Raw genomic sequence first — 25,452 nt, 5'->3', positions numbered from 1 at the left:
AGCCAGTCGGAGGTTGCCCAGGTGTCCAGGTCGGATCTTCGCGCGTTATTCCGGTCGAATGATCGTGAGCTGAAAGCCGTTGACTACTTCGCCGACCGACGTGACGAGTGGGCCACGGTGGTGGAGAGCCTCGTTCGTCATACCCAACGGGTGCGCGAAGCCGGGTTCGATGTCGAGGATCTGGAGACCCCGCGGCGCAATGTACTCGTCTTCTACGGGGTCGGCGGCATCGGCAAGTCCACGCTGTCGCGGGGCGTCGCCGAGCATCTGGTGGACGGCGAAGCACGCCGCGCCGACTGGCCTGCGCTGGACCCCGGAGTGGGGCGGGTGGCCCCGGTGCGCATCGACCTGTCGCGTGATTCCGGCAGTGACTTCGAGTCCCTGATGCTTGCCTTGCGGCTCGCGGTGGTCGAGCTGGGGGAGCCGATGCCGGCCTTCGACCTTGCGTTCCAGCGCTACTGGGAGCGGAACCATCCCGGAGAGCCGCTTGAGGAGTATCTGCGGCGCCGCACATGGTTCAGCCGGTTTCCGGGGTCGCTGTCACTGTCCGGGCAGATGCAGTCGGTGCTGTCGGACGTCGCGCAGGCGGCGTCCTTGCCCGGAACCGCGGGCGCGCTCGTCGGAAAGGGGCTTCGGTCGCTTGTCCGTGCCTTGCGGGACCGGCGTCACCAGGTCCGCTCGCTTGCCGAGTGCCGCCGTTTGGCCGATCTGCTCGAAGCTGAACCGGACGTGGAAGCACTCAGCTACTACGCGCATCTGCTCGCCTGGGACCTCAGCCGGGTCTCTGCCAAGCGCCGGGCCACGCTTGTCGTCCTGCTGGACACCTTCGAGGATGTCGGGGATCGCGTGCACCGCGACCTTGAGCGGCTGATCCAGCGGGTGGCGTGGCTGATGCCGAACGCCCTCTTCGTCATCACCGGTCGCAACCGTCTGCAGTGGGACGATGCGGAACTGGAGGGGCAACTGGACTGGGCGGGGCCGGATTTCTGGCCGCTGCTCGTCGGCGGAGCGGTGGAGGAACCGCGCCAGCACACCGTGGGGTACCTCTCCGCGGAGGACTGCGAGAGGTACCTTTGCGAGCGGCTGACAGTCGGCAGCCAGCCGCTGATGGATGACAGTGCGCGGCACCTGATCACCGCCAACTCGCACGGACTGCCGCTGTACCTGGACCTCGCGGTGATGCGCTTCTTGGACATGTACCGCAAGAACGGCCGGGCCCCGGTGGCGAGCGAGTTCAATCTGGACTTCCCGGCGCTCGTGGCGCGGACCTTCCGGGATCTCACGCCGAGCGTGCGGCAGGTTCTGAGGGCGGTGAGCCTGCTTGACTCGTTCTCGGTCGAGTTGGCCGCGGCCGGTGCCGGACTCGATCATGATGCCCCTGCGCTGGAACTGGTCGAGCGTCCCTTCGTGGATCTGGATCCAGGCGCCCCTTGGCCCTACCGGCTGCACAATCTCGTACGCGACGCCATGCGGGAGGCGGACTCGACGAGCGAGGACCGCTGGAGCCCGGCGGACTGGCGGCGGGCTGCTCAACGTACGCTCGATGCCTTGGAACGTGAGGCGGACGGAGACCGAAGGCGTCTGGTCGCCGCCCTGCGGCAGGGATTGACGCTGGCCCGCGATTACGGGCTGGAGCTCGGATGGCTGCAGGACGCGGCGTTCCGCTACGTCGACGACTTCGTGTGGGAGCCCATCGAACTGCCGGCGCCGACGGCGCAAGCGAGCCACCACGCCCGGACCGGCAGCGCGGCGGAAGCACTGGCCGTCACGTTGTCCGTGATCGCGCGGCGGCAGCGGCGTCACCGGAGTGAAACCGCCGAGCAATTGCGCGAGGTGCTGGCCTCCGGGCAGTTGCCCGACTCGCTGGTGGAGCTGCCGCGTTACTTCCTTGCGGAGTGCGACCGCGATCTCGGGAACTTCGCGGCCTCGCTGGACGGGATGCGGCATGTCGTCGACGCCGGCGGGCGACTTGCCCCCACTGCGGCCCGTGGCCTGGTACATCTCGCGCGCCGCGTGGGCCGGTTCCCCCAGGTGCATGCCGCGGCCGCGGCCCTTGGGGTGGAGGGCCGCAGGGACCGGGCGCTCGGCGACCTTTGGTGGACCCAGGGGAACATGGCGCTGGCCTGTTCCTCGTACGCGGTCAACCGGGACGAAGCACTGCGGTTCGGCCAGCCGGGCGAGGCCGCGCTGTCACAGGCATGCCTGGCCTTCGCCGCCGCGTTCCGGGACCGTCCTCGCGCCAGGGAGGAGATCGCGCGGGCGCAGGATGCCCTGGGCACGGTGTCGATCCGATGGGCGGAGCTTCAGACGAAGATCGCATCGCTCGTGCAGGATGCGGGTGTCAGCACCGATCTGCCGGCCCGCGCCGAGGCAGTCATCGAGGAGGCGCGTGAGGCGGGACTCACCTCGTCTGTCGCGTATGTGCGCTTCGCAGTCTGTCTCCATGCCGCGGTGCTGGGCGAGTCGGCCATGCGCGACGAGGCGCGTGCAAGGCTGCACGAGTGTGTACGGGGCGAGGAATTCGCCTACCTGGCCGAACTGTCGTACCTGATGGCGGGCGAAGAACCGCCCGCAGATCTGCCGCGCGCCGAGTGGGTGGACGAGCGAAGCCGCGTACGGGCACGCTGGGCCGCGATTGTCGATGACCGGCGCCGAGAGGCCGCCGCACACAGAGGAGACTGAGCCGCGTGGCCACGTACACCAAGCTGGACCAGATCGACCTGCCCGCTGTGTCTGAGCGCTACGGGCTGCAGGACCCGCAAGTGGAACCCCTCAAGGGCGGCGCGGCGAACTCCAGCTTCCACGTGTCCAGTCCATCCGGCGACTTCACGCTGACCATCCTCGACAACCACGACATCGTGAGCGCCCAGAGCCTGGCGACGTACACGCAGGCCGTGTATCGGCTGGGCGTGCCGACGACCGAGGTTGTTCCCGCCCTCGACGGAGCGCTGATCACCACCTTCGACGACGACCGCCCGGTCATCCTCAAGAAGTGGATCCAGGGGGAGGTGCGCCAGCCGCTTCCGATTCCATTGCTGCCCGAGGCGGGGCGCATCCTTGCGCAACTGCATGCCCTGAAGCCGGAGTCGGAAGGGCTCGGCGACCTTCCACTCGGGACGCGCCGCCTTTCGGCTGAGCAGTTGAACGTGATTCCGCAGTTCGCCGACCGGGAGTTTGCGGCGTGGCTCGCCGCACGCCTGGAGCGGGTTCGCAGCGCCGAAGCCGACAGCGAGCGTCCTCGGAAGGTCGCGCACGGGGACCTTTTCGCCGACAACGTGATCGTGCGTGACGATGGGGCGCTGTCCGTACTGGACTGGGAAACGGTCTCGCTTGACGATCCCCTGCTGGATCTCGGCATGGCCGCGGTCGGACTGGCGGCGGAGGACGACGTCCTGGTGCCCGAACGGCTGAGTGCTCTGGTGACGGGGTATCAGGCTCTTGCGCCCCTTTCGGAGGCAGATGCGGCCGCATTGCCCCTGGAGATCGAGCACGCGGCGTGCATTATCGCCTTCCATCGCTACTACCGGCACAACGTCCGGTTTCCTGACCCGAGCAAGAGCACCTACCACTTGAAGATGATCAAGTTCGTGGAATCCGTGGGAGTCGCGACTGGACCAGCCAAACTTGAGGTGGTGAGCTGACGAGAACCCTCCCCCTTCACCTGGACGAAGAGCGCCGACGAGATCTTCGATCGCCTCCTCGCATATCTTGATCGAATTCCCAGCGGAGGACGCCTGGATGATGGATTCCAAGGGGGATTGGTGGCGATAGGCCATCAGTTCCCGCATCACGGGTCTAAAGTCCTCGCTGACTGACCGGTGGCCGGTGGTGAGCCCGGGGTGCAGGGGCGTGGAGTGATCGAGCTGGCCAGTGTGATCGGAGATTTGCGGGAGGAGCTGGAGCAGGCGGTTGCCGCGGCGGAGGGTGCGGAGCTGCGCTTCGAGTTGGGGACGATCGAGCTGGAGGTGTCGGTCGCTCTGGAGCGAACCGGCCACGCGGGGGCGAAGGTCCGGTTCTGGGTGGTGGAGTCCGGGGCGGACGCGACGGTGGGCGCCGACCCAGCGCCTCCCCCTGACCTTGCAGCCGACCCTCACACGGTCCGGCAACCCGCCGTTCGTCTCCGGAATCACCGGCATCAACGTGGGCTGGTCCTCGTGACCGCGCTCGCGACCCGTTGGGGCGTCCTCGACCGGCCCCCCGTCGGCAAGACCATCCGCGCCGAACTGGACCTCTAGCGCCGGGAATGCCCACGGCATCGGCCAGGACGGGGCGCGGCGGGCCGAACCGGTAGCCGAAGCCGCGCACGGTTTGGACGTATCAGGGGAGGGGGCGTCCCGCTGGCTCATGCAAAGCAGCGGAAACGTGGCACACCGGGCGAAATTGGCGTACGCACCATGCCTTTGCGTGTGACCGGTTCTCGCCTGTGACGGAACGGCCGCTACTGCGAGGCTCATGGCTTCGCATGAGCGGCCATGCCGCTTAAATCGCCTTTATGGGAAGGAACCCTCATGCGCGCCAAATTCGCCACGACCGCCGTGGCCCTCGCCGTCGCCCTCGGTGGCATCACCCTCGCCCCCGCCGCCCAGGCCGCGGGTCACCGGTCCTCCGTGGCGCCGATGACCAAGGCGTCCGCCGGTTTCAACGTCGGGGGCATCTGGACCATCTATCAGAGCAACTCGTCCAACGCCACGCTCTCCGTGACCCAGGACGCCCAGGGGAGACTCACCGGCATAGCCAGATCGGGAAGTACGACGACGGGCACCATCGAGGGCTTCGTGGACGGAACGTACCTCTCCTTCGTCATCTCCTGGAGCGACGGCGCGAAGGGTCGCTACATCGGCTCCCGCGGCTCCGACGGCCGCCTCAGCGGAGTCACCACCGACCTGACCCATCCCACCAGCCAAGCGACGTGGTACACCACTTGGTCATTCTGAGACCGGGCGCGGCCGGCGCCCCGGCTACCGGGCGTCGGCCGCCTGGCCGGTCAGCCGAGCGGTATCGCAGCGGTGACACAGAACAGAGGCGAGCCGGTCGGCCGCTCAGGGGCGGGTGTCGGGCCGGGACGCCAGCGAGGCGGTCACCACCACCTGCTCCGCGCATTCGAGTGCGCGGAGCGCTTCGCCCACGACCTCGACCAGCCACACAGCGACATCCGGTGACCACTCCGGCGCACGGCACGCGAACCGCAGCACGCCCCGCTCACGCCCCTTGTTGTAGCCGTGCTCGCCGTCCACGTCCGCCATGCCGGACAGGTCGAGCTGTCCAGCGGCGACGTCGACGTCCGCGAGGTCACCGAGTCGCTCTCTGACGGCGTCGCACACGGCCGTCTCCTTGCCCCACCCGGCGGGGCCGGTGGCGGCGGTGACGCTCACCGGCGCCGACGCGGACGGGTCGGCGAGAGCGAACCACTTCCGCATCGCCTCCAGGGCGTCGGAGGCATCGCCGACGAGCTCATGCAGCGGGAGGACGGCATGCAGCCCGGTGAACCGGACGCGCCCGAGCCGGTGCACCGCGTCCGACAGGATGCGTGCGATGTGAAGGACCGGGAGCCGCGGCTCCCGGACGTCGTCCGGGATGTCCGCCGACATCCAGGCCAGCTCCCGGACCTGCCCGTCCGGTGTCCAGTCCCCGCCGGCCAGGCAGTCGGCCCAGCGTCCCGGGTCCTGGACGATGCGGGCCTCGCTCCACCCCTCGTACTTGTAGGTCCAACCGCCGGTGGAGTACCAGCCGTAGGCCTCCGATCTGCGCATGGCGAGGTCGTACAGTTCGCTACCGGTGTCCCCGCAGGTGAGGTGCGACGTCCACGGGTACCGGTCGAGTACTCCGTGCAAGGCAACAAGCGTCTCGTAGTACACGCCAAGGGCCTTTCTGTACCCGACACGGTGTCCGAGCGCGACCGGGTGTTGGCGGGGGGCTCTGGGGAGTGTCCCCTCGCCGGCCCCGTGCGGGGGCGGTCCGGGCTTCTGTGTTGGGGGCCGGTCCGGGCGGCCGGGCGCGTTGGGCCCGTGGAGACGGGTCTCCGGCCGGCCGGACCGACTGTTACGGGAAGGAACGTAACACCCTTGCAATGTCTTGCGTAAGGCCTTGCATCGAGGAATCGGCGCGGATAGAACCATGACCCATGTCCTCCACCATCCGTCGGTTCCGTCGGCGTCGGGCCGCCGCCCTCGTTCTGTCCCTCGGCGCGGCGGTCCTGCCGGCCTCGGTCCCGCAGCAGCCGGCACAGGCGGCCGCTCCGCCCCGCGCGGACCAGGCCCTGGCCCAATGGATCGACCGCGACACCGTCGTCTGGAAGGGCGCGGAACACACCACCTCTCAGCTGGAGTTCGGGGCGCACGGCAAGCGGATACGGCTCACACCCGGCGCCCTCAGCCCGTCCGAACGGCTCGCCTATCCGCATCTGACGGGCTACCCGGCCTTCACCGTCGACCCCCGCGACCGCCAACTCGCCCGTGGCGCCCTCCGCGGCAGACTCCTCGCCACCCAGCGCACGGCCGACGGCAAGCGCACCACCACCGGGGTCCAGATACCCGGCGTCCTCGACGACCTCTACGGCGCCCGCGCCCAACACGCCACCCTGGGCCCGGTCTTCCACCACGGCCGCCCCACCCTCTCCGTCTGGGCGCCCACCGCCCGCACCGTCGCCCTCGAACTCGACGGCCGCAGGGTCCCGATGCGACGCGAGGACACCACCGGCATCTGGCGCGCCACCGGTACCCGCGACTGGGCCGGAAAGCCGTACCGCTACCTCGTCACGGTCTGGGCGCCCACCGTCGGCAAGACCGTCACCAACAAGGTCACCGACCCCTACTCCGCCGCGCTGACCGCCGACTCGGCCCGCAGCCTGGTCACCGACCTCGACGCCCCGGACCTCGCCCCGCACGGCTGGTCACGGCTGACGAAGCCCGCCGCGGTGCCGCTGCGCCGCGCCCGCATCCAGGAACTGCAGATCCGCGACTTCTCCGTCGAGGACCGCACCTCCCGCCACCCCGGTCGGTACCTCGCCTTCACCGACCGCCGCTCGGACGGCATGCGGCACCTGGCCTCCCTCGCCCGGTCCGGCACCTCCTACGTCCACCTCCTGCCGGCCTTCGACTTCGCCACCACGCCCGAGCGGCGCGCCGACCAGGCCCGCCCCGGCTGCGACCTCGCCTCCTACGCCCCCGACTCCGACCGCCAGCAGGACTGCGTCACCAAGACGGCCGGCCGCGACGCCTACAACTGGGGCTACGACCCGCTCCACTACACCGTCCCGGAAGGGTCCTACGCCTCCGACCCCGAGGGCACCGCCCGCACCGTCGAGTTCCGCCGCATGGTCCAGGGGCTCAACGGCGCCGGGCTGCGCACCGTCATGGACGTCGTCTACAACCACACCGCAGCGAGCGGCCAGGACCCGCACTCCGTACTGGACCGCATCGTCCCCGGCTACTACCAGCGGCTCATGGACGACGGCGGCGTCGCCACCTCCACCTGCTGCTCGGGCACCGCGCCCGAACACACCATGATGGGCAAGCTCGTCGTCGACTCCGTCGTCACCTGGGCCAAGGAGTACAAGGTCGACGGCTTCCGCTTCGACCTCATGGGCCACCACCCCAAGGCCAACATCCTGGCCGTCAGGAAGGCCCTCGACGCGCTGACCACCGAGAAGGACGGCGTCGACGGCAAGAAGATCATTCTCTACGGCGAGGGCTGGAACTTCGGCGAGGCCGCGAACGACGCCCGCTTCGTCCAGGCCACCCAGCGGAATATGGCCGGGACCGGCATCGCGACCTTCAGCGACCGGGCCCGCGACGCGGTACGCGGCGGCGGCCCCTTCGACACCGACCCTCGCGTCCAGGGCTTCGCCTCGGGCCTCTACACCGACCCCAACTCCTCGAAGAGGAACGGGAGTCCCGCCGAGCAGCGCGCCCGGCTCCTCCACTACCAGGACCTCATCAAGGTCGGCCTCACCGGCAACCTCGCCGACTACACCTTCACCGACACCACCGGCCACCGCGTCAAGGGCTCGCAGGTCGACTACAACGGCGCCCCGGCCGGCTACGCCGCCGCCCCCGGCGACGCTCTCGCCTACGCCGACGCCCACGACAACGAAACCCTCTACGACGCCCTCGCCTACAAACTCCCGCAGCACACCGGCCCCGCCGACCGCTCCCGTATGCAGGTACTCGCCCTCGCCACCGCCGCCCTCTCGCAGGGCCCGGCGCTCTCCCAGGCCGGCTCCGACCTCCTCCGCTCCAAGTCCCTGGACCGCAACTCCTTCGACAGCGGCGACTGGTTCAACGCCCTGCACTGGAAGTGCGCCGACGGCAACGGCTTCGGCCGCGGACTGCCCCCGGCCGCCGACAACAAGGACAAGTGGTCCTACGCCCGGCCCCTCCTCGCCGACCCCGCACTCCGCCCCGGCTGTGCCGCGATCGACCATGCCTCCGCCGCCTACCGTGACCTGCTGCGCATCCACGCCACGGAACCGGCCTTCGGCCTGCCGACCACCGCCCGGGTCCAGTCGGCGCTGTCCTTTCCGCTCTCCGGAAAGGAAGAGACCCCCGGGGTGATCACCATGCGCCTCGGCAACCTCGTCGTCGTCCTCAACGCCACCCCGCACCGCCAGAACCAGACCCTCCACGCCCTCGCCGGCGAGCGTTACGCCCTGCACCCCGTCCAGGCCCACGGTGCGGACCCGACCACCGCCACCGCGTCGTACGCACGGCCGTCGGGTACCTTCACCGTCCCGGCCCGGACGGTGGCGGTCTTCCGCCGCGGCTGAGGCTCGGCTGCGCGTGGCCCCGGCCCACGTTTTCGGCCTTCCCGCCGTAGTGGTTGCTCGCCGTTTGCCGCCCGCTGCGCGGTGCGCCCGCCGTTGCTCCCCCCCTGCCTGAAGGGCGTGGGAGGTGGCCCCAGCGGCGGGCGTTGCCGCTGCGCGGGGCGAAAAACGTGGGAAGACAGCCAAGCGCAGCGTCACCGCACAGCCCAGGACGCGCGCTCGTTCAGCAGGTCCGGATCGAAGCCCGCAGTGCGCTTGTACGAAGCGGCGATCTCCGCTCGTTCCGCGAGCGGGACGACCTGTTCGATGTCGTCGAAGCCGCCGGGAGCCCGTTCGTGGGCGAGCCGCATGACGATCTCGGGCCCCTGGCGCCGGTTGGCGAGCTGCAGCGCGGTCGTGGCCGGCCTGCGGATGTCCTCGTACGCGGCGGCGGAGCCGGTCGTGACGAGCGAGTGGGCGAGCACCCGGGCGTCGATGATCGCCTGGGACGCCCCATTGGACCCGACGGGGTACATGGCATGCGCGGCGTCGCCCAGCAGGACGACGTCGTCCCTGGTCCAGCAGGGCAGGGGATCGCGGTCCACCATCGGGTACTCGAAGGCCGCCTCGGCTCCCGTGATGATTCCGGGCACGTCGAGCCAGTCGAACTTCCAGTCGGCGAAGTGCTCGGCGACCGTGGCCGGGTCCGCGGGGCGATTCCAGTTTCCCCGTTCAAGCGGTTCGTCGCCCAGCGGCCGCTCGGCGATCCAGTTGATCAGCCCTCCGTCCCCGATCGGGTAGGCGACGAACTTCTGCGAGCCGTCGCCGGCCATGATCATGGACCGGCCGGTCAGGAACGGCTCGGCACGGGTCGTGCCCCGCCACAGCACGAGCCCGTTCCACGGCGGTGCCCCTTCGCCGGGGAAGAGCGCGGCCCTGACGGCCGAGTGGATCCCGTCGGCGCCGACGAGCAGATCGGAAGCGTGGCGCAGGCCGGTGATCCGGCTCCCGGTCCGGACCGCGTGCGCACCGAGGCGTTCGCGGACGGCGTCCAGCAGCAGCATTTGCAGCCTGCCCCGGTGCGCCGAGTACTGCGGCCACCGGTAGCCGGCGCCGAGCCCGCGCGGTTCGGACCAGATCGCCTGGCCGTACCGGTTGTAGTAGGCCAACTCGGCCGTGGGGACGGCGATCGCGGCCAGCCGGTCGGCCAGACCGAGCTCGGTCAGCTCCCTTACCGCGTGCGGAAGGAGGTTGATCCCGACGCCGAGCGGACGGATCACCTCGGCTGCCTCGTGTACGACCACGTCGTCGAATCCGGCCGCATGCAGGCTGAGCGCGGTGGCGAGACCGCCGATACCGCCTCCAGCGATGGTGATCCGCACAGCATCCTCCGGGTCGTTGGAGATTGTTACGGCCATAACAATCTCTCGGCAGGGCCGCGATGCGCAAGACTCTGTCCCGTGGAACGACCAGATCTCAGCTACGCCGCCTACGCGCGCGACCGGCTTGCGGGCATGCCGTCACCGGCCGACCCGGAAGCCTTCTCGCTCGCCTACCACCTGCTGCACCTTTCCTACCTGGTCATCGCCGACCTGGAGAGCCACATCCACCGCCCGCGCGGCTGGACGCTCCCGGGCTTCCGGCTGATGTTCAAACTGTGGCTGCTGGGCCCCACCCAGCCCGCCAGGCTTGCCGAGATCTCGGCGATGTCCCGTTCGTCGGTCACCAACGCCGTCAACACCCTCGAACGGGACGGCCTGGTGGAGCGCCGACGACTCCCCGACGACGGTCGCGCGATCGCCATCGGCCTCACCGCCGCGGGCGCGGAAGCCGTCCAGGAGGCGTTCGCCGAGCAGTCCCGCCGCGAGCAGCAATGGTTCACCACGCTCGACGCCGAGGAGCGGGCCACCCTCACCGACCTGATCATCCGCGTCCTCACGGCACGCCCCGAGGACGCGGCTTGAGGATGCGGTGAGGACGGGCGGCTGCCCGTGTCCGGATCTGAGTCATCGTCCGGCGGCCCGGACCGCGCCGGGTCTCGGCGCGGGCGGAGCGGAGGGACGAGGATGTGAGGATGACCGCCGACTCACGCGCTCACGCGTTCAACGCGGCCGCTGACCAGTACGCGGCCGGCCGCCCTTCGTATCCGCCCGCGCTCTTCGATTTCGTCGCACAGGTCATGTGCCGGCCCCTGGCGGGTGCCCGGGTCGCCGATGTCGGCGCGGGCACCGGAATCGCCACCGCGCTGCTGCGTGCGCGCGGTGCCGACGTGATCGGTGTGGAGCCGGGCGAGGCCATGGCCGCCCGGTTCCGCCGCGGGCTCCCGGACGTACCGGTCGTGAGGGGTGACGGCAATGCCCTCCCGCTCGCGGACGCCTCCCACGACCTCATCACCTACGCACAGTCCTGGCAGTGGACCGACACCGCCCGCTCCGTCCCGGAGGCGCTGCGGGTCCTGCGGCCGGGCGGTGCGCTCGCGGTCTGGTGGAACACCACCGCCTTTGACGTGCCCTGGATCCGTGAACAGCACGAGCGGATCGCGCGCCACTGCGGAGTGACGCCGACTTCCCGGACGCGTCCCGACGACAGCGACGCCATCCGGCTCGCGGGTCTGTCGGGGCTCCGGGCCGCGCGCCGCCAGGTGCCGTGGAGCCGCAGAGTCCCACTGGACACGCACCTCGCCAACATCACCAGCCGCTCGGCGTTCCTGGTCCTTGCCGAGGACGACAGGCGGGCCTTCCTCCGCGAGGAGCGCAGGCGGCTGCACGAGATGTTCCCCGACGCGACGGTGCAAGAGGCCTATGTGGTGGACCTGTTGGTGGCGACTCGTCCCTGATCCGCACAGAGACCGAGGGGGCGCTCCGGGGGCTGTGGGCCAAGCCCCCTAACCCACCGCCCCCACCGCCTTCCCGTTCGCCAGGTGCCCCTTCAGCTCTGCCCGGTCGCCCGACTTCGCCGGGAGGGTCAGCAGGCGGCCGGGGGCCTGGCCGTGGACGTCGCCGGTGGTGGTGATCGAGGTGACTTTTTTGCTGCCCGCGGCCAGGAGCCACCACTGGCCGGTGGCGGACTTCCACAGCACTCCGGCCAGGGCCCGTGGTGCCCGGGGGCCGCAGGCCGTACCGCCCTCGGCGCGGGCGGCCACCGTGCCGGGCGGGTAGTGGCGGCCGCCGGCTGCCGGTGTCTGGATCTGGGCCATCGTCCGGCTGCCCGGACCGCGCCAGGTCTCGGCGCGGGTGCACAGCCAGGCCGCGCTGCCCGCGCTCCCGGGCAGCGGCTGGCGGGCGAACTCCCAGGCGTTCACCGCTCGGACGCCCTGGCCGCGTACCGCGGCGAGCTGGCAGGCGGTGCGCGCCCAGGCCGTCCTGGCGCGCGGCGCGGTCACCTCGCCCGGCTTGCGGGGGGTGCCGTACGTCAGGCGGGCCGGGGTGAGTTCACCGAGGTCGGTGAACAGACGGCCGCCCATCCGCAGCGCCGGCCAGGTCGTGCAGGTCGCCGCCGCGGGCCGCGGTGTGGGCACGGGATCGGTGGTGCCGTCGGGCCTGATCCGCAAGCGGCTGCCCGGCGCGTCCGGCGTGACCAGGTCCACCAGCCGCGCCGACGTCACCCAGGGCGCGGTCAGATAGCGGACGTTTCCCTGCGTACGGCTCACCACCAGCGCGCTCGCCGAATCCGCCGCCGCGCCGTCGGTCCGCGCGAAGTCCATCGCCGCGCCGGTGCCGTCGCTCTGCCCCTCGCCGTCCGCCGCCTCCGCGTAGCGCACCACCCGCAGCCCGTCGTGCAGGAGCACCACCACGACGTGGTCCACCACGCCCGCGAAGAGCAGTTGGGCCGGGCCGGCGGCCGGTCCGGTCGGGGTGCCGGGCGTCGCCGAGACCGGCACCCCGGCACCGGGCCTGGCCCACACGGCCAGCGCCCGCCGTAGCAGCGCCTTGTCGTGGATCCGGTCGCCGCGGGCGGGCCAGGCGGAGAAGTCCTGCCGGGCGGCGTTCTTCCAGGCGGTCGCGGAGGTCACCGCGAGCTTTCCGGGGTCCAGGGCCGCTTCGGAGGCCGCGTTGCGTGCGTACGGCGGGGCGGCGGCGCCGTCCGGGCCCCAGCCGTCGCCCGGCATCCCCAGCAGCGCCCCGCACACCAGCACCGCCACTCCGGCGGTCAGCACCGCCCGGCCGTGCTGCCGCCGCCGGATCAGGTCCGTGGGCCTGGCCTGCAGCGCGCACGGATCGAACTCCGGTGACTCCAGCAGCGACCGGTCCCGGCTGCCGGCCGGCGTCGTGGCCCGCTCCGCCTCGTCCAGCGCCGCACGGGGGTGCGCCACCCCGGCGGCCTCCAGCACCCGGCGCGTCTCGGGCGCGCTCAGCCGCTCCAGATCGCGCAGCACGAACGCGGCCCGCCCCGGGCCGGACAGCGCCGACAGCGCCTGGTCCAGCGCGAGTTCATCGGCCCCGCCGGAGCGCGGGAACAGCCGCAGGCCCCAGACCTGGGGGAACGGGTGTGGCGGCACCGGCAGCCACCGGCGCGAGCGGCCGGCGGCCAGGGCGGCCCGCAGGACCCGCAGCCGGACGAAGGCATAGCCGGGGTCGATCGCCGCGTCCGCGCCGGCGCGCTGGGCGGGCAGTCCCAGGCCGCGGGTGGAGCTGCGCTGGCGCGGCAGGGTCCGCTGTACGACGGCATGGGCGGCCAGCACCCGCCGGCCGCGGCTGGGGCCCGGCGGCAGGACGAGGTAGGCCAGCCGGACCAGCCGCGGGTAGTGCTCGACCAGCGCCGCCTCGGCCTGCTCGACGTCGATGACGTCACCGATGTCCTCAAGGCTGCCGGGGGAGGTGCGGTCCGGACGCTGGGGTGTCGCTTGCTGCTGCTTCACGTTCGGTGAAACGAGTGATTCCTGTGATGGTCACCGGCCCTCCCGGGCGCCCCGACGGGTGACGCGCACACGGCCGCGGCCACCGCGGTGGGTGGACCGCGGTGGCCGCCGTGACTGCCGGACGGGCCGGCTTGCGTGCTGTGGGCCGGACGTCAGCGCTGCAGGTCGAACTCGCCGTCCCGCGCGCCGAGGACGAATGCCCGCCACTCCCCTTCGGTGTAGCGCAGTACCACATCGGGGTCCGTGGAGTTGCGCATGGCCACCGCGCCCCGCTCCAGGAAGGCGATCTCCACGGCCTCCTCGGCGTCTCCGGGGGCGCGCTGCCAGGTGGCGTCGGAAATGTCGAGGGCGTAGAGCCACTCCTTCTCAGCTGCGGCACTCATACCGTGATCCCCTCGCTCGTGGTGCGTTCCCGGTCAGGGTACGCGGCGCTCAGGCGAGCTTCCAGCGGCGGAATTCCGCCGTCCCGCGGTCCCCCGTCGCGGAGTTGGCGGCACACTGGTGCAGACCGGTGTCCTGCCGGGCGGCGGCCCCGGGGACGGTGACGGTGGCGATCTCGCGCCAGGTCGCGCCGTCGTCGGTGGAGCAGGAGCCGGTGTAGGTGCCCGCGGCCCCGGCGTCCTTCCCGCGGGTGAGGCGGAGCAGGACGGGCGCGGTGATGCCGGTGAGCCGCCGGTAGGTGTCCAGGGTGCCGTCGCCGTTCGCGTCGTAGGAGAGCACGACGCCGTTGGCGGGGGTCACGGAGAGGTTGAGGAAGCCGAGGGCGTCCGCGGCGTCTGCGGCTGAGGGGGCGCCCGGGGTGGAAGGTGCGGAGGGTGAGGAGAGTGCGGCGAGGCGGTTGCGGACGACGAGGCCGGCGCGGGCCCAGGGGCCGGTCGGGTCCTGGGAGGTCACCTCGACGGTGACCGAGCCGCCCGCGGTGAGCGCGCCCGGCCGGTAGACCGCGCCGAACTCGGCGGTGGCCTTCCACAGGTCGGCGCCCCCGCCGTTGACGGCCAGCCGGTCGCCCAACTGGCCGAAAACCGCCGCATTGGTGGTGACGGTCCGCAGGTCGTCGTCCAGCGGCCCCGCCACGTACAGGGTGCCGTGCCGCGCCGCGCGGACCCGTGGCTCGCCCTTCGGGCCGTAGTCGACGGTGAGGTCGTAGGGGAGCGGGTGCAGGGGGGTGTTCAGGGGACCGGCGGGGGCGGTGACCTGCCAGCGGGCGCGGCCGGTGCCGCCGGGCGGGAGCGACGGCAGCGACGCCGGGCCCGAGGCGGTGGCGTCGACGCCGCTCAGGGCGAAGTCCACCCGGCCGGTCGCGCGCAGCCCGTTGACGTTGCGCAGCGCCGCGGTGACGGTGGCCCGGCCGCCCGGCGGCAGCCCGGACGGGTCGGCGGTGACCGTGACGGTGCCCTGGTAGGGGGCCTTGGCGAGGGTGTCGTGGACCCGCCGCGCGGTGCGGTACGCATCGGTCGTCGGGCGCAGCGGATGGGCGGTGCGCGCGCGGGTCCAGGGCTCTTCCAGGGAGTACCAGTCGAAGGTCTTCGGCGGCCGGTCCGCGGCCAGCGCGTCGGCCAGTTCGTCCAAGTACGCCTGCCACTGCGGGAGATGGACCTCGCGGATCAGGCCGTGCCAGTCGCGGTTGGCGTAGTTGGCCAGCGAACCGCCGTCGGCGGTGGCCCGGTCCGCCCAGGTGGTGAGCAGTGCACGGGCGCTGTGCTCCAGCCGCGCCTGCTCCTCGGCGCCGGTCGCCATGGCCTTCGCCTGTGCCAGCCAGGGCCCGAGCAGGAACAGCCGGTGCGCCCCGGTGACCTCGTCGCACAGCCGCATCAGCCGCAGCCACAGCTCCGACAGCGCACGGAAGGTCGTACGGTCCTTGCGCCGGTAGGCCTCCTGGAGCTGCCCGATCAGCTGCCAGGACCGGTTGGCGAGGGCCTGCCGGGCGGCGTCCGTCAGATCGTGGCGGTAGGCGTCGCTGCCGCGCAGCGCGGGGCGGACCGTCAGCAGCGCGGCGAAGGCGGTGTCGAACGCCGCCGGGTCGAAGGCCGGGGTGTGGGTGGCGTAGACCGTGCCGGAGCGGGCGGCCAGCGAGGGGCGGGCGGCGAAGACCGAGTCGTGCGGCCGGCCGTCCTTGCTGGAGATCTCGTACGCGCTGGTGCGCAGTGCGGCATATGCGGCGCGGGCCCCGTCGTCGCGGGCGCCGTAGCGCAGGTCGGCATAGCCGTCGAACCAGGCGGCGCGGTCCACCGGGCGCTCCCGCCAGGCCAGTTCGCAAAACAGCTCGAACGCGGCCGGGTCGCGTTCGGCGGCCTCCGGCATGTACGCGGTCCCGGCGAGCTTGCTGCCCGGCTTGTCGCGCCAGGCGGTGAAGCGCTCGGCCCAGATGTGGGTCTTGGCGCCGAGGGTGGTGCGGCCGCCGAAGTTGGGGATCGAGCCGAAGGCGTACGGCACCCCGCCCCAGTCCCGCTCCCGGTCGGTGACGGTGTCCAGGTCGCTGAGGCCGTCCACGATCAGCATCCGGTCGTGGTCGACGGCGTCCAGCAGATCGCGCCGGGGATTGCCCTGCCAGCCCAGGATCACCCAGGTGGCATCGGGGTGGGCGGTGCGCAGTGCCTTCTCGACGGCGCGGGCGGCGTCCGGCACGGGCACGTCGCCGGGGTCGCCGCCCTCGTGCAGCAGATCCATCTTGAAGTGGTCGGCGGGGCCGAGGAGTTGGTGCTGATGGCGGTAGAAGGAGGCGGCGGCAGCGGCGAACGCGTCGGTGCGCGGGTCGAGCCAGTCGGGGCGTTTGAGGCCGGACCAGGTGCCCTGCGGGACGGTGCGCGCGCCGGGGTTGCGGGCGGCGAAACCGTCCGGGACGGTGCCGAAGTAGCCAGGGAGGACGGGGTGCATGCCGAGCTCGCGCAGCCGGCCGGTGATCCGGCGGCCCAGCTCGGCGCGCTTGTCGATCAGCTCGCGGCTGAGCGGGCCGCCGTAGCCGCTCATGTTCTGCAGCAGCCACCACGGCTGGTGCGAGGGCGCGGGGAGCCAGGCGCGGGCCTCGGCGTCGGAGTAGCCGGAGTCGGTGAGCAGCCGGTGGTAGACGGCCTCGGCGCCCGGGGTGACCAGCACCTCGTTGACGCCGTGCAGTGCCAGCACATCGATCAGCCGCTCCCAGTGCGGCCAGTCGGCGTACGGGGCGGTGTAGCCGTCGTGGGTGTCGTTGAGGGCGAAGCGGTGGCGCAGCGCGGTGGACCGCTCGGCCGGCGAGGCCGGGGCGGGCAGCCGGCCGGGGAGCTCCACCTGGTCGCCGGCCCAGGACACATGGGCCCGGCAGGTGTATTTGAGGTACCAGTGGACGCCGGTCAGCAGGACGGCGGGGGTGGTCCCGGAGACCGTGATCCGGCCCGCCCGGCCGTCCACCCGGAAGCGGTCGGTGCCGCCGCCGCGGGCGAGCGGCACCAGCTGGAACTGGTCGGCGTGCCGGGGCAGCAGCCGGGTCAGTGCCGCCCGCGCCGGTGCGGTGTCATACGCGGCTCCGGTCTCGTCCGCCGGTGCCCGCTCCGTGCGGCGGGCCAGCCGCCCGGAGGCCGCGGCGGCGGCGGGAGCGGCCCCGCCGAGCGCCGCCCCGGCCCCGATCGCTCCGGCGGTTCCCAACAGTGCGCGTCGTGACGGTCGGCTCATGTGTGCTCCCACTGCTCGGTGGTAACAAACAGTCTCCGTGCGCGTGGCACGCTAACGGGCGCCCGGCCTCAGTCCAAGACGGTAGGCGACGGGACCCGGACACACCGGGCTGCGCGATCGGCTCGCCGGGGCCACGCGCCCCCGGCTCCGGAGCGCGGCGACCAGTGTTCCGCGGACCCTCACCCGTTCGCTCCCTGGGCTTCACGCGCCCGGCCGGCGGGCCCGGGAACAGTCTGCCGCGTAGAGAAGGGCCAGGTCATCGGGTTACGCCCGTACCCAGGGCGGATCCGGACCACCGCGGGGCGCCGGAGCAGCCGAGCAGTGCACCGGCTGCTCGCTCCGTACGGCCCGCCGGCCCCGCTGACTCACCGTCCGTCGACTCGCACAGCCTCCCCACTCCCCACGGAGGGCTCTCATGAGCATGGCATCGACCGCGTCCGCTGCCGTTCGACGCACCGCTTCCTCTTCCGCATCCGCTACCGCTTCCGTCCCCACGGTCGTTCCCGGCCCGGCACCCGCTCCCGCCCTCACGGGGGCCGCCTCCGCCGGTCACGCTCCCGCCGCCGACCCCGGCTACACCGCCAAGATCGCCGGCACCCACGAGCAGATCCGAGCCGCGCAGCGGCTGCGCCACCAGGTCTTCGCCGGCGAGATGGGCGCGACCCTGCACTCTCCGCTGCCCGGCCACGACATCGACGCCGTCGACGACCTCGCCGACCACCTCGTCGTCACCCACACCGCCACCGGCGACGTCGTCGGCACCTACCGGCTGCTGCCGCCCGGCCGCAGCCCGCGGCTCTACTCCGACGGCGAATTCGACCTCGGCGCGCTGGCTGAGCTGCGCCCCTCCCTCATCGAGGCCGGCCGCTCCTGTGTCCATCCCGACCACCGCAGCGGCGCCGTCATGACCCAGATGTGGGCCGCGCTCGCCCGCTACACCCTGCTCTCCGGCCACCGCTACCTCGCCGGCTGCGCCTCCGTTCCGCTCGCCGACGGCGGTATCGCGGCCGCCCACGCCTGGGGGCTGGGCCGCACCCGCTACGCCGCCCCGCACGGGCTGCAGGTCACCCCGCACCACCCCTGGCACCCCACCGTCCCCGTCCCCGCCCGCCCCACCCTGGCCCAGCTGCCGCCGCTGCTCCGCGGCTATCTGCGCATCGGCGCCTTCATCTGCGGCGAGCCCGCCCACGACCCCGAGTTCGACGTCGCCGACTTCTTCGTCGTCCTGGACATGGAACGGCTCGGCGACCGCTACCGCCGCTACTTCCTGGGCGCGCGGTGAACGGCCCCTGGGACGTGTGGTCCGACTGCACTCCGGACTGCGCCGCGCACGCCCTGCCGCGTGTACCGGCGACCCGCATCGCCCGGCGCGGCGCCGCGTTCGCCCGCGGGGTACGGCGGGCGCTGACGGACGGTGAGCGGATGGCCGATCCGGTACGGCTGCGGGCTCACGCCGCTTCGCTGCTCGATGCGCTCGGAGTCCGCGTCGAGGGCGCGGCCGCGCTCACGGCGGGTGGCCGCGACGGTGCCGGCGACGGCTCCGGCCTCGGTCCCGGCACCCTCATCGTCATCAACCACATCTCCTGGCTCGACATCCTCGCCCTGCTGGCCGTCGAACCGGTCACCCTGCTCGCCAAGCGCGAGGTCGGCACCTGGCCGGTCGTCGGCGGCCTGGCCCGCAGAGCCGGTACGCACTTCATCGACCGTACGAGCCCCCGCCGGCTGCGCCACACCGTCCGGGAGGTGTCCGAACTGCTGGGCTCCGGGCGGTCGGTGGCGGTCTTCCCGCAGGCCACCACCTGGTGCACCGCCGACCGGGGCAGCTTCCGCCGGGCCACCTTCCAGGCCGCCCTCGACGCGGGCGCGCCGGTCCGCCCGGTGACCCTCCACTACACCCAGCAGGGCCTGCCCAGCACGGTGGCCGCGTTCTGCGGCGAGGACACCTTTGCCGCCTCGCTGCGCCGGGTGCTCGCCGCCCGGGCGCTGACCGTTCGCGTCACGGCACATCCGGTGCTGAACGCGGCGGACGGGTTCTGGGACCGGCGGGAGCTGGCGGACCGGGCGGCGCGCGCGGTGCTCGGCGGCCGGCCGCAGCCGGGCGTGGTGACAGTACCGGAGCCGGTCGCGGTGGCGGTGCCGGCGTTCCCCGTGCCGGAGTTCCCCGTGCCGGAGGTTGCGGTACCGGCGGGGCCCGGCACACCGGAGACTCCGGCCCGTGTTTGAGCAGCTGGACCAGCTCACCGAGCCCCTGCAGGGCATGCTGGGCTCGCCCTGGCTGTGGCTGGTCATCCTGTTGGTGTCCGGACTCGACGCACTGCTGCCGTTCATGCCGAGCGAGACCACCGTCGTCCTGGTCGCCGTGCTCATCGGCCCCGACCTGCCGCTGCTCGCCCTGCTGGCGGGTGTGGCGGCGGCCGGGGCACTGGCCGGTGACTGCCTCGGCTATGCCGTGGGACGGTACGCGGGCCCGCGAGCGGTCGCCCGGCTGCTGCGGGGGGAGCGCGGCCGGGCCCGGCACTCCAGGGCCCGCGCACGGGTCGAGCGGCACGCCGCCCTGCTCATCATCGCCGGCCGCTTCCTGCCCGGCGGCCGGGTGATCGCCGCCCTGTCCACCGGGAGCGTCCGCTTCCCGTTGCGCCGCTTCGTCGCGCTGGACGCGGTGGGCGCGGGCATCTGGGCGGTGGGCAGCGCGGCGCTCGGCGGCCTGGGCGGTACGGCGCTCACCGATTCCCCGGCCGAGGGGATGCTGCTGGCCTCCGGGACCGGCCTGGTGGTGGCGGGCTGCGTGGGCGCTTTGCACCGCCGGTCCGCACCACGGGACGGGGAACGGCCCGCACCGAAGCGGTGCGGGCCCCGGATACGCGCGCTGTGAGGCCGGGCGGGGGAACGGTTCCCCCGCCCGGCCGCAAGGCCTGTGGGCCTCAGATGCCCGGCACGTACTTGTAGCCGACCCGCCGCACCGTCACGATCGACGACCGGTGCGCGGCGCCCAACTTGCGCCGCAGCCGGGCGACATGGACATCGACCGTACGGCCGTCGCCGACGTGCCCGTAGCCCCACACCGTGGACACCAGGTGGTCGCGGGTGTGCACCCGGTGCGGATGCGCGACCAGATGGGCCAGCAGCTCGAATTCGAGGTACGTCAGGTCCAGCGGCCGGCCCTGGACCTGCGCGGTGCGCTGTTCGGGGTCGATCCGCACGGTCTCGTCGCCGGTCGGCGCGCTCACCCCGGGACCGGCGGTGGCCGGCGGCGGGGCGGTCGCGACCTGCTCGGCCGGTACGAGGACGAGGTAGCCGACCATCGGCGGCCGGCCGGGAAGCGCCGGCAGGCTGTGCTGCGGGGCCGGAAGCCAGGTGGCGCCGGAGTCCAGCAGTTCGGCGACCGAGGGGACACCGAGGGGCGGGGCGCCTTCGCCCGGGGGCGTGGCGGGCGACGCGTGGGCCTCGTCCGGCGCCACGGCGCGCAGCCGGTGGCGCGGGGGATGCGGGGGGTGCGAGGCGGGGTGGGCGGGGAGGGGAGCCGTGGCGGAACCGGCGGTCAGGGTACGGAGGTTCGTCATCGGAAGTCAGCTCTTTCGCGCAGAGGGGCGTCGGGGACGTCATGCGCGCGGGCAGGGCGTAAAACGCCGGTCAACGGCGTCGACGAGGGGTGTGCGGGCCCGCGCTCAGTGCGCGCGGCAACACAGACGGTCGAATGCGTGCGCCTGCCGGGACGGCCAGAAAGGCTCGAGGTCGCTGCGACCTGTCGCGGTGTCGATGAGGCTGGCCATGGGCCTATTGAACCAGACGGCCGGTGATCTGTCCCTCGTGCGGCGGGCCCTGTGACGGGATTTGCCGCACACCGGCCACGCAGGCGCCGGGACCGGGACCGGGAGCGCTCCGCGCCCGCCTCAGCCCCCTCCCGTCCGTCTCCCCTTTACGGCCCGCATCCCCGTCCCCGTCGCCACCCCGAGCGCGAGCGCCGCCAGATGTCCGGCGTCGGTGAACGTCCGTCGGCGGCGCAGCACGGGCCAGGTCCCCAGCGCCAGCAGACCGGCCGTTGCCGCGGTGCGCACGCCACGGTGCGGGACGGTGGCGGCGAGGGCGCCCACCGTGGCGTTGAAGCCGTAGCTGGCTCCGACGTCGATGGCCCGCGCGGTCGCGTCCGGCGGGCCATCGACCGTGGCCTCGGGGGCGTGAACGGCGCGGGCTCCGGGGTCGGTTGGGGGAGTGCCGGGAGCAGCCGGAGCAGCGGGAGCACTGCCCGGGAACCGGCCGCGCAAGGCCGCGTAGACCAGCAGACTGGCCCCCACATGACCGGCCGCGAACACCCCTGCCGTGCGCCAGGGGCCCCAGCGCGCCTCGGCCGTGCCGAGAGCGGCGAGCAGCGCGGCGCCGTAGGCCACCGGCAGCGGCTCCTCCACGAACACCGCACTGGTGACCAGCGTCTGCCACTTTCCGGCCCGCAGATTGGCGACATTGGTGGAGTGCGCACGCAGCAGTTCCGTGCGCCGGTGGCCGGGGAGCCGCGCGGTGGCGTACGCACCGAGCTGTACGGCACCGACATAGAGCGGCGCGGCCCAGGGGACGGCGACCGGCAGACCACGAGAAAGGCGGGCGGTCGTCAGGACGCGCGACGCCGCCCGTGACACGGGACCAGCGGACACGGGGCCACCCGGCACAGGACCACCCGGCACAGGGCCACCCGGCACGGGACCTCCGGACAGGAGACCACGGGACGCCCTCCGCGATGCGGCCGTCGGCATCTCAGGCTCCCATGCCCGTCGTTCCCGTACTCGGCAGCCGCTTGCGCCAGTCCAGCGGGGCGACCTCGATGACCCGGTCCGGGGAGCCGTCCCACTGAGCCGGCAGGCCCGCCCCGGTGAGCGCCGCCACCACCGTCCGCCCGACCGCGGTGCGCTCCTCGGCGGAGGCCTCGCCGGCCTCCGCATAGGCGCCGTAGCGCACGGCCAGCCCATGGCCTTCCGCTGCCGCCTCGGTGTCCTGGAAGTGGAAGAAGACGAAGCCCCGGTCCCCTTCGGCGCGTTCGTGGGCTATCTCGCCCATCGCGCAGTTGCTGCAACAGCTGTAGTTCATCCGGGCGGTCAGCCCCTGGGCGCCCAGGGCCTCGAAGGCCCGCGCCACCCGGTCGGCGTCGGTCACCTCGGGCCATTCGGCCTGTTCGGCGAGCCGTTCCTCCCACAGGCCGCCGACGATCCGGCGTGCGTCGTCCAGTGAGACCGGCGGGTCCTCGGGGCCGAAGGCCTCGCAGACGCCCTGGGCGACCTCATGGAAATTCCGGAAACCGCCATGGATCTGCTGACGCGCCCGCTGCTCGGCGACGGCGCGGGTTTCCGGAGCCAGACCGGGGGTGGAGTACAGGTCCGCCCCCTGCCAGTCGAGCGCCGTACGCCAGGCCTCCCCGCCGCGCGCCCAGTCCAGGAAGACCTCCACGACCCGCTCGGCGTCGCCGCTCTCCGCGCGGAAGTGCCGCTCCGGCGCGCCGTCGCGGTACTCGACCGTGAACGGCCCGTCGTCGTCCCGCCAGGCCTGTACGAATGCCTGGGCCTCCTCGGGGCACCGCTCGACGACCACGAAATGGTCGTCGTCGGCGCCGATCCGCCGCAGCAGCTCCGTGAGTTCGGCTTCGCCGGGGCGTGATCGGTCCGGGCCGGACTCGGTCTTGACGCTGATCTCAAGCATGACCCCAGCCTGCCAGCCGCCACTGACAATCGGCCCCCGATCTGCTCCTCGCGCGACCATACGACCACGCGGCCACACCGCTACGCGACCGTACGGCCACCGACCGCACGCACCCACGTGCGCGCGGGACAGCGGGACGGGCCGAGGGGCCGGACCACACCGGACACCGTGGGTCCCCCCAGTGTCCGCAGTGGTCCGGCCCCTCGCCCTCGCCCACGCTCCCGCAGGCGTCAGATCTGCTCGCGCCGCGCCAGCTCCGTGCAGCAGGTGTCCACCATCAGCCGGGTGACCACATACGGGTCGACGTTGGCGTTCGGGCGCCGGTCCTCGATGTAGCCCTTCTTCTCGACCTCGACCTGCCAGGGGATGCGCACCGAGGCGCCGCGATCGGAGGCGCCGTAGGAGTACGCGTCCCAGGGGGCGGTCTCGTGCGCGCCGGTCAGCCGGTCCTCGATGCCGGTGCCGTACTGGCGGACGTGCTCCAGCGGCTTGTCGTCCTGGCCCAGCGCCTCGCAGGCGGTGATGATCGGGTCGTAGCCCTCCCGCATCGCGCGGGTGGAGAAGTTGGTGTGCGCGCCCGCGCCGTTCCAGTCGCCCTTGGCCGGCTTGGCGTCCAGCGACGCGGTGACGCCGAACTCCTCCGCCACCCGGTGCAGCAGCCAGCGCGCCACCCACATGTGGTCCGAGACCTCCAGCGGCGGCAGCGCGCCGACCTGGAACTCCCACTGGCCGGGCATGACCTCGGCGTTGATGCCGGACAGGCCCAGACCGGCCGCCAGGCACAGGTCGAGGTGCTTCTCGACGATCTCCCGGCCGAAGATCGCGTCGGCGCCCACACCGCAGTAGTAGTCGGCCTGCGGGGCCGGGTAGCCGCCGCCCTCAGGGAAGCCGAGCGGACGGTCCCCCTTGAGGAAGGTGTACTCCTGCTCGATGCCGAAGATCGGCTCCTGGCCGGCGAACCGCTCCGCGACCGGGCGCAGCAGCGCCCGCGTGTTGGAGGGGTGCGGAGTGAGGTCGGTGTGCAGCACCTCGCACAGCACCAGCAGGTGGTCACCGCCGCGGATCGGGTCCGGGCAGCTGAACACCGGCTCCAGTACGAGGTCCGAGGCGTGGCCTTCGGCCTGGTTGGTGCTGGAACCGTCGAAGCCCCACCGCGGAAGCCGGCTGCCGTCGGACAGGATCCTGGTCTTGGAGCGGAGCTTGGCGGTCGGCTGCGTGCCGTCGATCCAGATGTATTCGGCCTTGATGCTCACGGGGTCCTCTTCACGGTCGGTGCGGGTACGGTGCGGGCGTACCTCCGCACTCTCGCAACGCGCCATTTCTCGTCCGTTGCCCGTTTGTGAACCACAGGTTACCGAGCCGGACATCCGGCCGTTTCCAAGGAATTCTGTCCAGTAGGCCTGGGATTCCAGGCCTCGATGTGGGTGTCTTCGCATCATTCCCATATGGCGCAGGCCTCAGGACGCCCGTGCGGCGTGCGCTCGGGCGCCCCGCACCCCGCGAGACACTGCCCCCATGACGACCCCGCGCATCGGACTCCTCGGCACCGGCCCCTGGGCGCGGCGCGTCCACGCCCCTGCCCTCGCCGCCCACCCGGGCGTCGAGCTCACCGGCATCTGGGGGCGCAGGGCGGCGGCCGCCGCCGCGCTGGCCCAGGTCCACCGCACCCGCCCGTACGAGAGCCCCGACGAGCTGTTCGAGGCCTGCGACGCCGTCGCGATCGCCCTGCCGCCGTCCGTCCAGGCCGCGTTGGCGCTCCGCGCCGCCGGGGCCGGCTGCCATCTCCTCCTGGACAAGCCGGTGGCCACCGCCGTGCCCGAGGCGCGCGCCCTCGTCGCGGCCGCCGACCGGGCGGGTATCGCCTCGGTGGTCTTCTTCACGGCGCGCTTCGGGGCGCAGGAAGGGGAGTGGATCGCGGCCCAGGCCGCGGCCGGCGGCTGGTTCACCGCCCATGCCGACTGGCTCGGCTCGGTCTTCGCCGACGACAGCTCCAGCCCGTACTCCGACTCGTCCTGGCGCCGGGAGAAGGGCGGGCTGTGGGACGTCGGCCCGCATGCGCTGTCGGTGCTCCTGCCGGTCCTCGGCGACGCGGAAACGGTCACCGCGACCCGCGGCCCCGCCGATGCCGTGCTGCTGGCGATGCGGCACAGCAGTGGCGCGGCCAGTTCGGCGACGCTCGGCCTGACCGCGCCCGCCGCGGCGTCCGGCGTCGAGATCACCCTCCGCGGCACCGCCGGCATCACCTCCCTGCCCCGACGCCAGGACGGCCCCGAAGTGGCCTACCGCCACGCGGTCGACGCCCTGCTGGCCGCCGTCGAGACCGGTCTGCCCAACGCCTGCGACCTCCACTTCGGCCTCCGGGTCACCGAAATCCTGGCCGCGGCGGAGGAAACCCTCCCGCCTCTCGTACCTGACAGGCCATGACCACGAGTCGCAGCTGACGAGTCATGACCTGTGTCATGCCTCACGGGCCATGACCACATGGCGGAATTGGTCGTGGAGGGCATCAGTGAACGTCCGTAGCGTC

General features: G+C 72.6%; 20 protein-coding genes. 11 read left to right on the top strand and 9 right to left on the bottom strand.

The features are described from left to right. Positions 1-21: 21 nt before the first annotated feature. The 4 genes from CFW40_RS09390 to CFW40_RS09375 all read left to right on the top strand — a co-directional run bounded on the left by CFW40_RS09390 (position 22) and on the right by CFW40_RS09375 (position 4,934). Positions 22-2,682 (top strand): ATP/GTP-binding protein, encoded by a 2,661-nt coding sequence (locus CFW40_RS09390; protein WP_088797355.1) that lies wholly within the window; start codon positions 22-24, stop codon positions 2,680-2,682. Between the two features lie 5 nt (positions 2,683-2,687). Next, positions 2,688-3,641: a phosphotransferase gene (locus CFW40_RS09385; RefSeq protein ID WP_176956542.1), complete on the top strand. Its 954-nt coding sequence runs from the start codon at positions 2,688-2,690 to the stop codon at positions 3,639-3,641. A 213-nt stretch (positions 3,642-3,854) separates the two neighbouring features. Then, the gene (locus CFW40_RS37945; RefSeq protein ID WP_107446768.1) at positions 3,855-4,235 is read left to right on the top strand and encodes a trypco2 family protein; all 381 of its coding nucleotides are present in this window, start codon (positions 3,855-3,857) and stop codon (positions 4,233-4,235) included. Between the two features lie 273 nt (positions 4,236-4,508). After that, entirely contained in the window at positions 4,509-4,934 is a 426-nt protein-coding gene (locus CFW40_RS09375; RefSeq protein WP_088797353.1) for a hypothetical protein, read from the top strand. Between the two features lie 105 nt (positions 4,935-5,039). Here the strand turns inward: CFW40_RS09375 and CFW40_RS09370 are convergent, their stop codons facing one another. Then, a complete protein-coding gene (locus CFW40_RS09370; protein WP_143034578.1) occupies positions 5,040-5,750 on the bottom strand; it encodes a hypothetical protein in 711 nt (236 codons plus the stop codon). 371 nt (positions 5,751-6,121) lie between these two features. On the opposite strand from CFW40_RS09370, the gene pulA reads away from it, so the two are divergent. Further along, complete coding sequence (gene pulA / locus CFW40_RS09365; RefSeq protein WP_088797351.1) at positions 6,122-8,764, top strand: pullulanase-type alpha-1,6-glucosidase; 2,643 nt, start codon at positions 6,122-6,124, stop codon at positions 8,762-8,764. A 191-nt stretch (positions 8,765-8,955) separates the two neighbouring features. On the opposite strand, the gene CFW40_RS09360 is transcribed toward pulA, so the two are convergent. Continuing rightward, a complete protein-coding gene (locus tag CFW40_RS09360) occupies positions 8,956-10,158 on the bottom strand; it encodes a flavin-dependent oxidoreductase (RefSeq protein ID WP_256331538.1) in 1,203 nt (400 codons plus the stop codon). Between the two features lie 42 nt (positions 10,159-10,200). Here CFW40_RS09360 and CFW40_RS09355 point away from each other — a divergent pair, with 42 nt between their 5' ends. Both CFW40_RS09355 and CFW40_RS09350 read left to right on the top strand, forming a co-directional pair. Next, positions 10,201-10,704 (top strand): MarR family winged helix-turn-helix transcriptional regulator, encoded by a 504-nt coding sequence (locus CFW40_RS09355; protein WP_256331539.1) that lies wholly within the window; start codon positions 10,201-10,203, stop codon positions 10,702-10,704. 110 nt (positions 10,705-10,814) lie between these two features. Continuing rightward, on the top strand, positions 10,815-11,576 hold the full coding sequence (locus tag CFW40_RS09350; RefSeq protein ID WP_088797349.1) for a class I SAM-dependent methyltransferase: 762 nt from the start codon (positions 10,815-10,817) through the stop codon (positions 11,574-11,576). A 48-nt stretch (positions 11,577-11,624) separates the two neighbouring features. Here CFW40_RS09350 and CFW40_RS09345 read toward each other — a convergent pair whose 3' ends face one another. From CFW40_RS09345 to CFW40_RS09335, 3 genes are all read right to left on the bottom strand, one after another. Continuing rightward, positions 11,625-13,598 carry a sigma-70 family RNA polymerase sigma factor gene (locus tag CFW40_RS09345; RefSeq protein ID WP_088797348.1) on the bottom strand — a complete coding sequence of 658 codons (1,974 nt, stop codon included), beginning with the start codon at positions 13,596-13,598 and terminating at the stop codon, positions 11,625-11,627. Between the two features lie 152 nt (positions 13,599-13,750). Beyond that, positions 13,751-13,981, bottom strand: a complete 231-nt coding sequence (locus CFW40_RS09340; protein ID WP_088797347.1) for a DUF397 domain-containing protein — start codon at positions 13,979-13,981, stop codon at positions 13,751-13,753. 49 nt (positions 13,982-14,030) lie between these two features. After that, positions 14,031-17,243, bottom strand: coding sequence for an alpha-N-acetylglucosaminidase TIM-barrel domain-containing protein (locus CFW40_RS09335; RefSeq protein ID WP_088797346.1), 3,213 nt, complete (start codon positions 17,241-17,243; stop codon positions 14,031-14,033). A 421-nt stretch (positions 17,244-17,664) separates the two neighbouring features. On the opposite strand from CFW40_RS09335, the gene CFW40_RS09330 reads away from it, so the two are divergent. Genes CFW40_RS09330 through CFW40_RS09320 form a run of 3 tightly spaced genes read left to right on the top strand, consistent with a single transcriptional unit; the run spans position 17,665 to position 20,115 of the window. Beyond that, positions 17,665-18,525: a GNAT family N-acetyltransferase gene (locus CFW40_RS09330; RefSeq protein ID WP_371127332.1), complete on the top strand. Its 861-nt coding sequence runs from the start codon at positions 17,665-17,667 to the stop codon at positions 18,523-18,525. Further along, positions 18,522-19,466 (top strand): 1-acyl-sn-glycerol-3-phosphate acyltransferase, encoded by a 945-nt coding sequence (locus tag CFW40_RS09325; protein ID WP_095889142.1) that lies wholly within the window; start codon positions 18,522-18,524, stop codon positions 19,464-19,466. Before CFW40_RS09330 ends, CFW40_RS09325 begins: the two co-directional genes overlap by 4 nt. After that, on the top strand, positions 19,459-20,115 hold the full coding sequence (locus CFW40_RS09320; protein ID WP_218136802.1) for a DedA family protein: 657 nt from the start codon (positions 19,459-19,461) through the stop codon (positions 20,113-20,115). Before CFW40_RS09325 ends, CFW40_RS09320 begins: the two co-directional genes overlap by 8 nt. A 49-nt stretch (positions 20,116-20,164) precedes the next feature. Here the strand turns inward: CFW40_RS09320 and CFW40_RS09315 are convergent, their stop codons facing one another. From CFW40_RS09315 to glnII, 4 genes are all read right to left on the bottom strand, one after another. Further along, positions 20,165-20,803: a winged helix-turn-helix domain-containing protein gene (locus CFW40_RS09315; protein WP_088797344.1), complete on the bottom strand. Its 639-nt coding sequence runs from the start codon at positions 20,801-20,803 to the stop codon at positions 20,165-20,167. A gap of 330 nt (positions 20,804-21,133) precedes the next feature. After that, complete coding sequence (locus CFW40_RS09310) at positions 21,134-21,889, bottom strand: rhomboid-like protein (protein ID WP_256331540.1); 756 nt, start codon at positions 21,887-21,889, stop codon at positions 21,134-21,136. A 100-nt stretch (positions 21,890-21,989) separates the two neighbouring features. Continuing rightward, complete coding sequence (locus CFW40_RS09305) at positions 21,990-22,925, bottom strand: hypothetical protein (RefSeq protein ID WP_088797343.1); 936 nt, start codon at positions 22,923-22,925, stop codon at positions 21,990-21,992. 230 nt (positions 22,926-23,155) lie between these two features. Further along, positions 23,156-24,178 carry a glutamine synthetase gene (gene glnII, locus CFW40_RS09300; RefSeq protein WP_088801992.1) on the bottom strand — a complete coding sequence of 341 codons (1,023 nt, stop codon included), beginning with the start codon at positions 24,176-24,178 and terminating at the stop codon, positions 23,156-23,158. Between the two features lie 262 nt (positions 24,179-24,440). Between glnII and CFW40_RS09295 the strand changes: the two genes are divergently transcribed. After that, complete coding sequence (locus CFW40_RS09295) at positions 24,441-25,349, top strand: Gfo/Idh/MocA family protein (RefSeq protein WP_088797342.1); 909 nt, start codon at positions 24,441-24,443, stop codon at positions 25,347-25,349. The last annotated feature ends 103 nt before the right edge of the window (positions 25,350-25,452 follow it).

Origin of the sequence: Streptomyces sp. 2114.4 (assembly GCF_900187385.1) — a bacterium.
Taxonomy (GTDB): Bacteria; Actinomycetota; Actinomycetes; order Streptomycetales; family Streptomycetaceae; genus Streptomyces; species Streptomyces mooreae.
This window is presented reverse-complemented; position numbering and strand designations above follow the sequence as displayed.

Coding starts and splice junctions, on each gene's coding strand:
- CFW40_RS09375 (WP_088797353.1), top strand. CDS start 4,509: ATGCGCGCCAAATTCGCCACGACCGCCGTGGCCCTCGCCGTCGCCCTC.
- CFW40_RS09370 (WP_143034578.1), bottom strand. CDS start 5,750: ATGCGCAGATCGGAGGCCTACGGCTGGTACTCCACCGGCGGTTGGACC.
- pulA (WP_088797351.1), top strand. CDS start 6,122: ATGTCCTCCACCATCCGTCGGTTCCGTCGGCGTCGGGCCGCCGCCCTC.
- CFW40_RS09360 (WP_256331538.1), bottom strand. CDS start 10,158: ATGGCCGTAACAATCTCCAACGACCCGGAGGATGCTGTGCGGATCACC.
- CFW40_RS09350 (WP_088797349.1), top strand. CDS start 10,815: ATGACCGCCGACTCACGCGCTCACGCGTTCAACGCGGCCGCTGACCAG.
- CFW40_RS09340 (WP_088797347.1), bottom strand. CDS start 13,981: ATGAGTGCCGCAGCTGAGAAGGAGTGGCTCTACGCCCTCGACATTTCC.
- CFW40_RS09335 (WP_088797346.1), bottom strand. CDS start 17,243: ATGAGCCGACCGTCACGACGCGCACTGTTGGGAACCGCCGGAGCGATC.
- CFW40_RS09330 (WP_371127332.1), top strand. CDS start 17,665: ATGGCATCGACCGCGTCCGCTGCCGTTCGACGCACCGCTTCCTCTTCC.
- CFW40_RS09315 (WP_088797344.1), bottom strand. CDS start 20,803: ATGACGAACCTCCGTACCCTGACCGCCGGTTCCGCCACGGCTCCCCTC.
- CFW40_RS09305 (WP_088797343.1), bottom strand. CDS start 22,925: ATGCTTGAGATCAGCGTCAAGACCGAGTCCGGCCCGGACCGATCACGC.
- CFW40_RS09295 (WP_088797342.1), top strand. CDS start 24,441: ATGACGACCCCGCGCATCGGACTCCTCGGCACCGGCCCCTGGGCGCGG.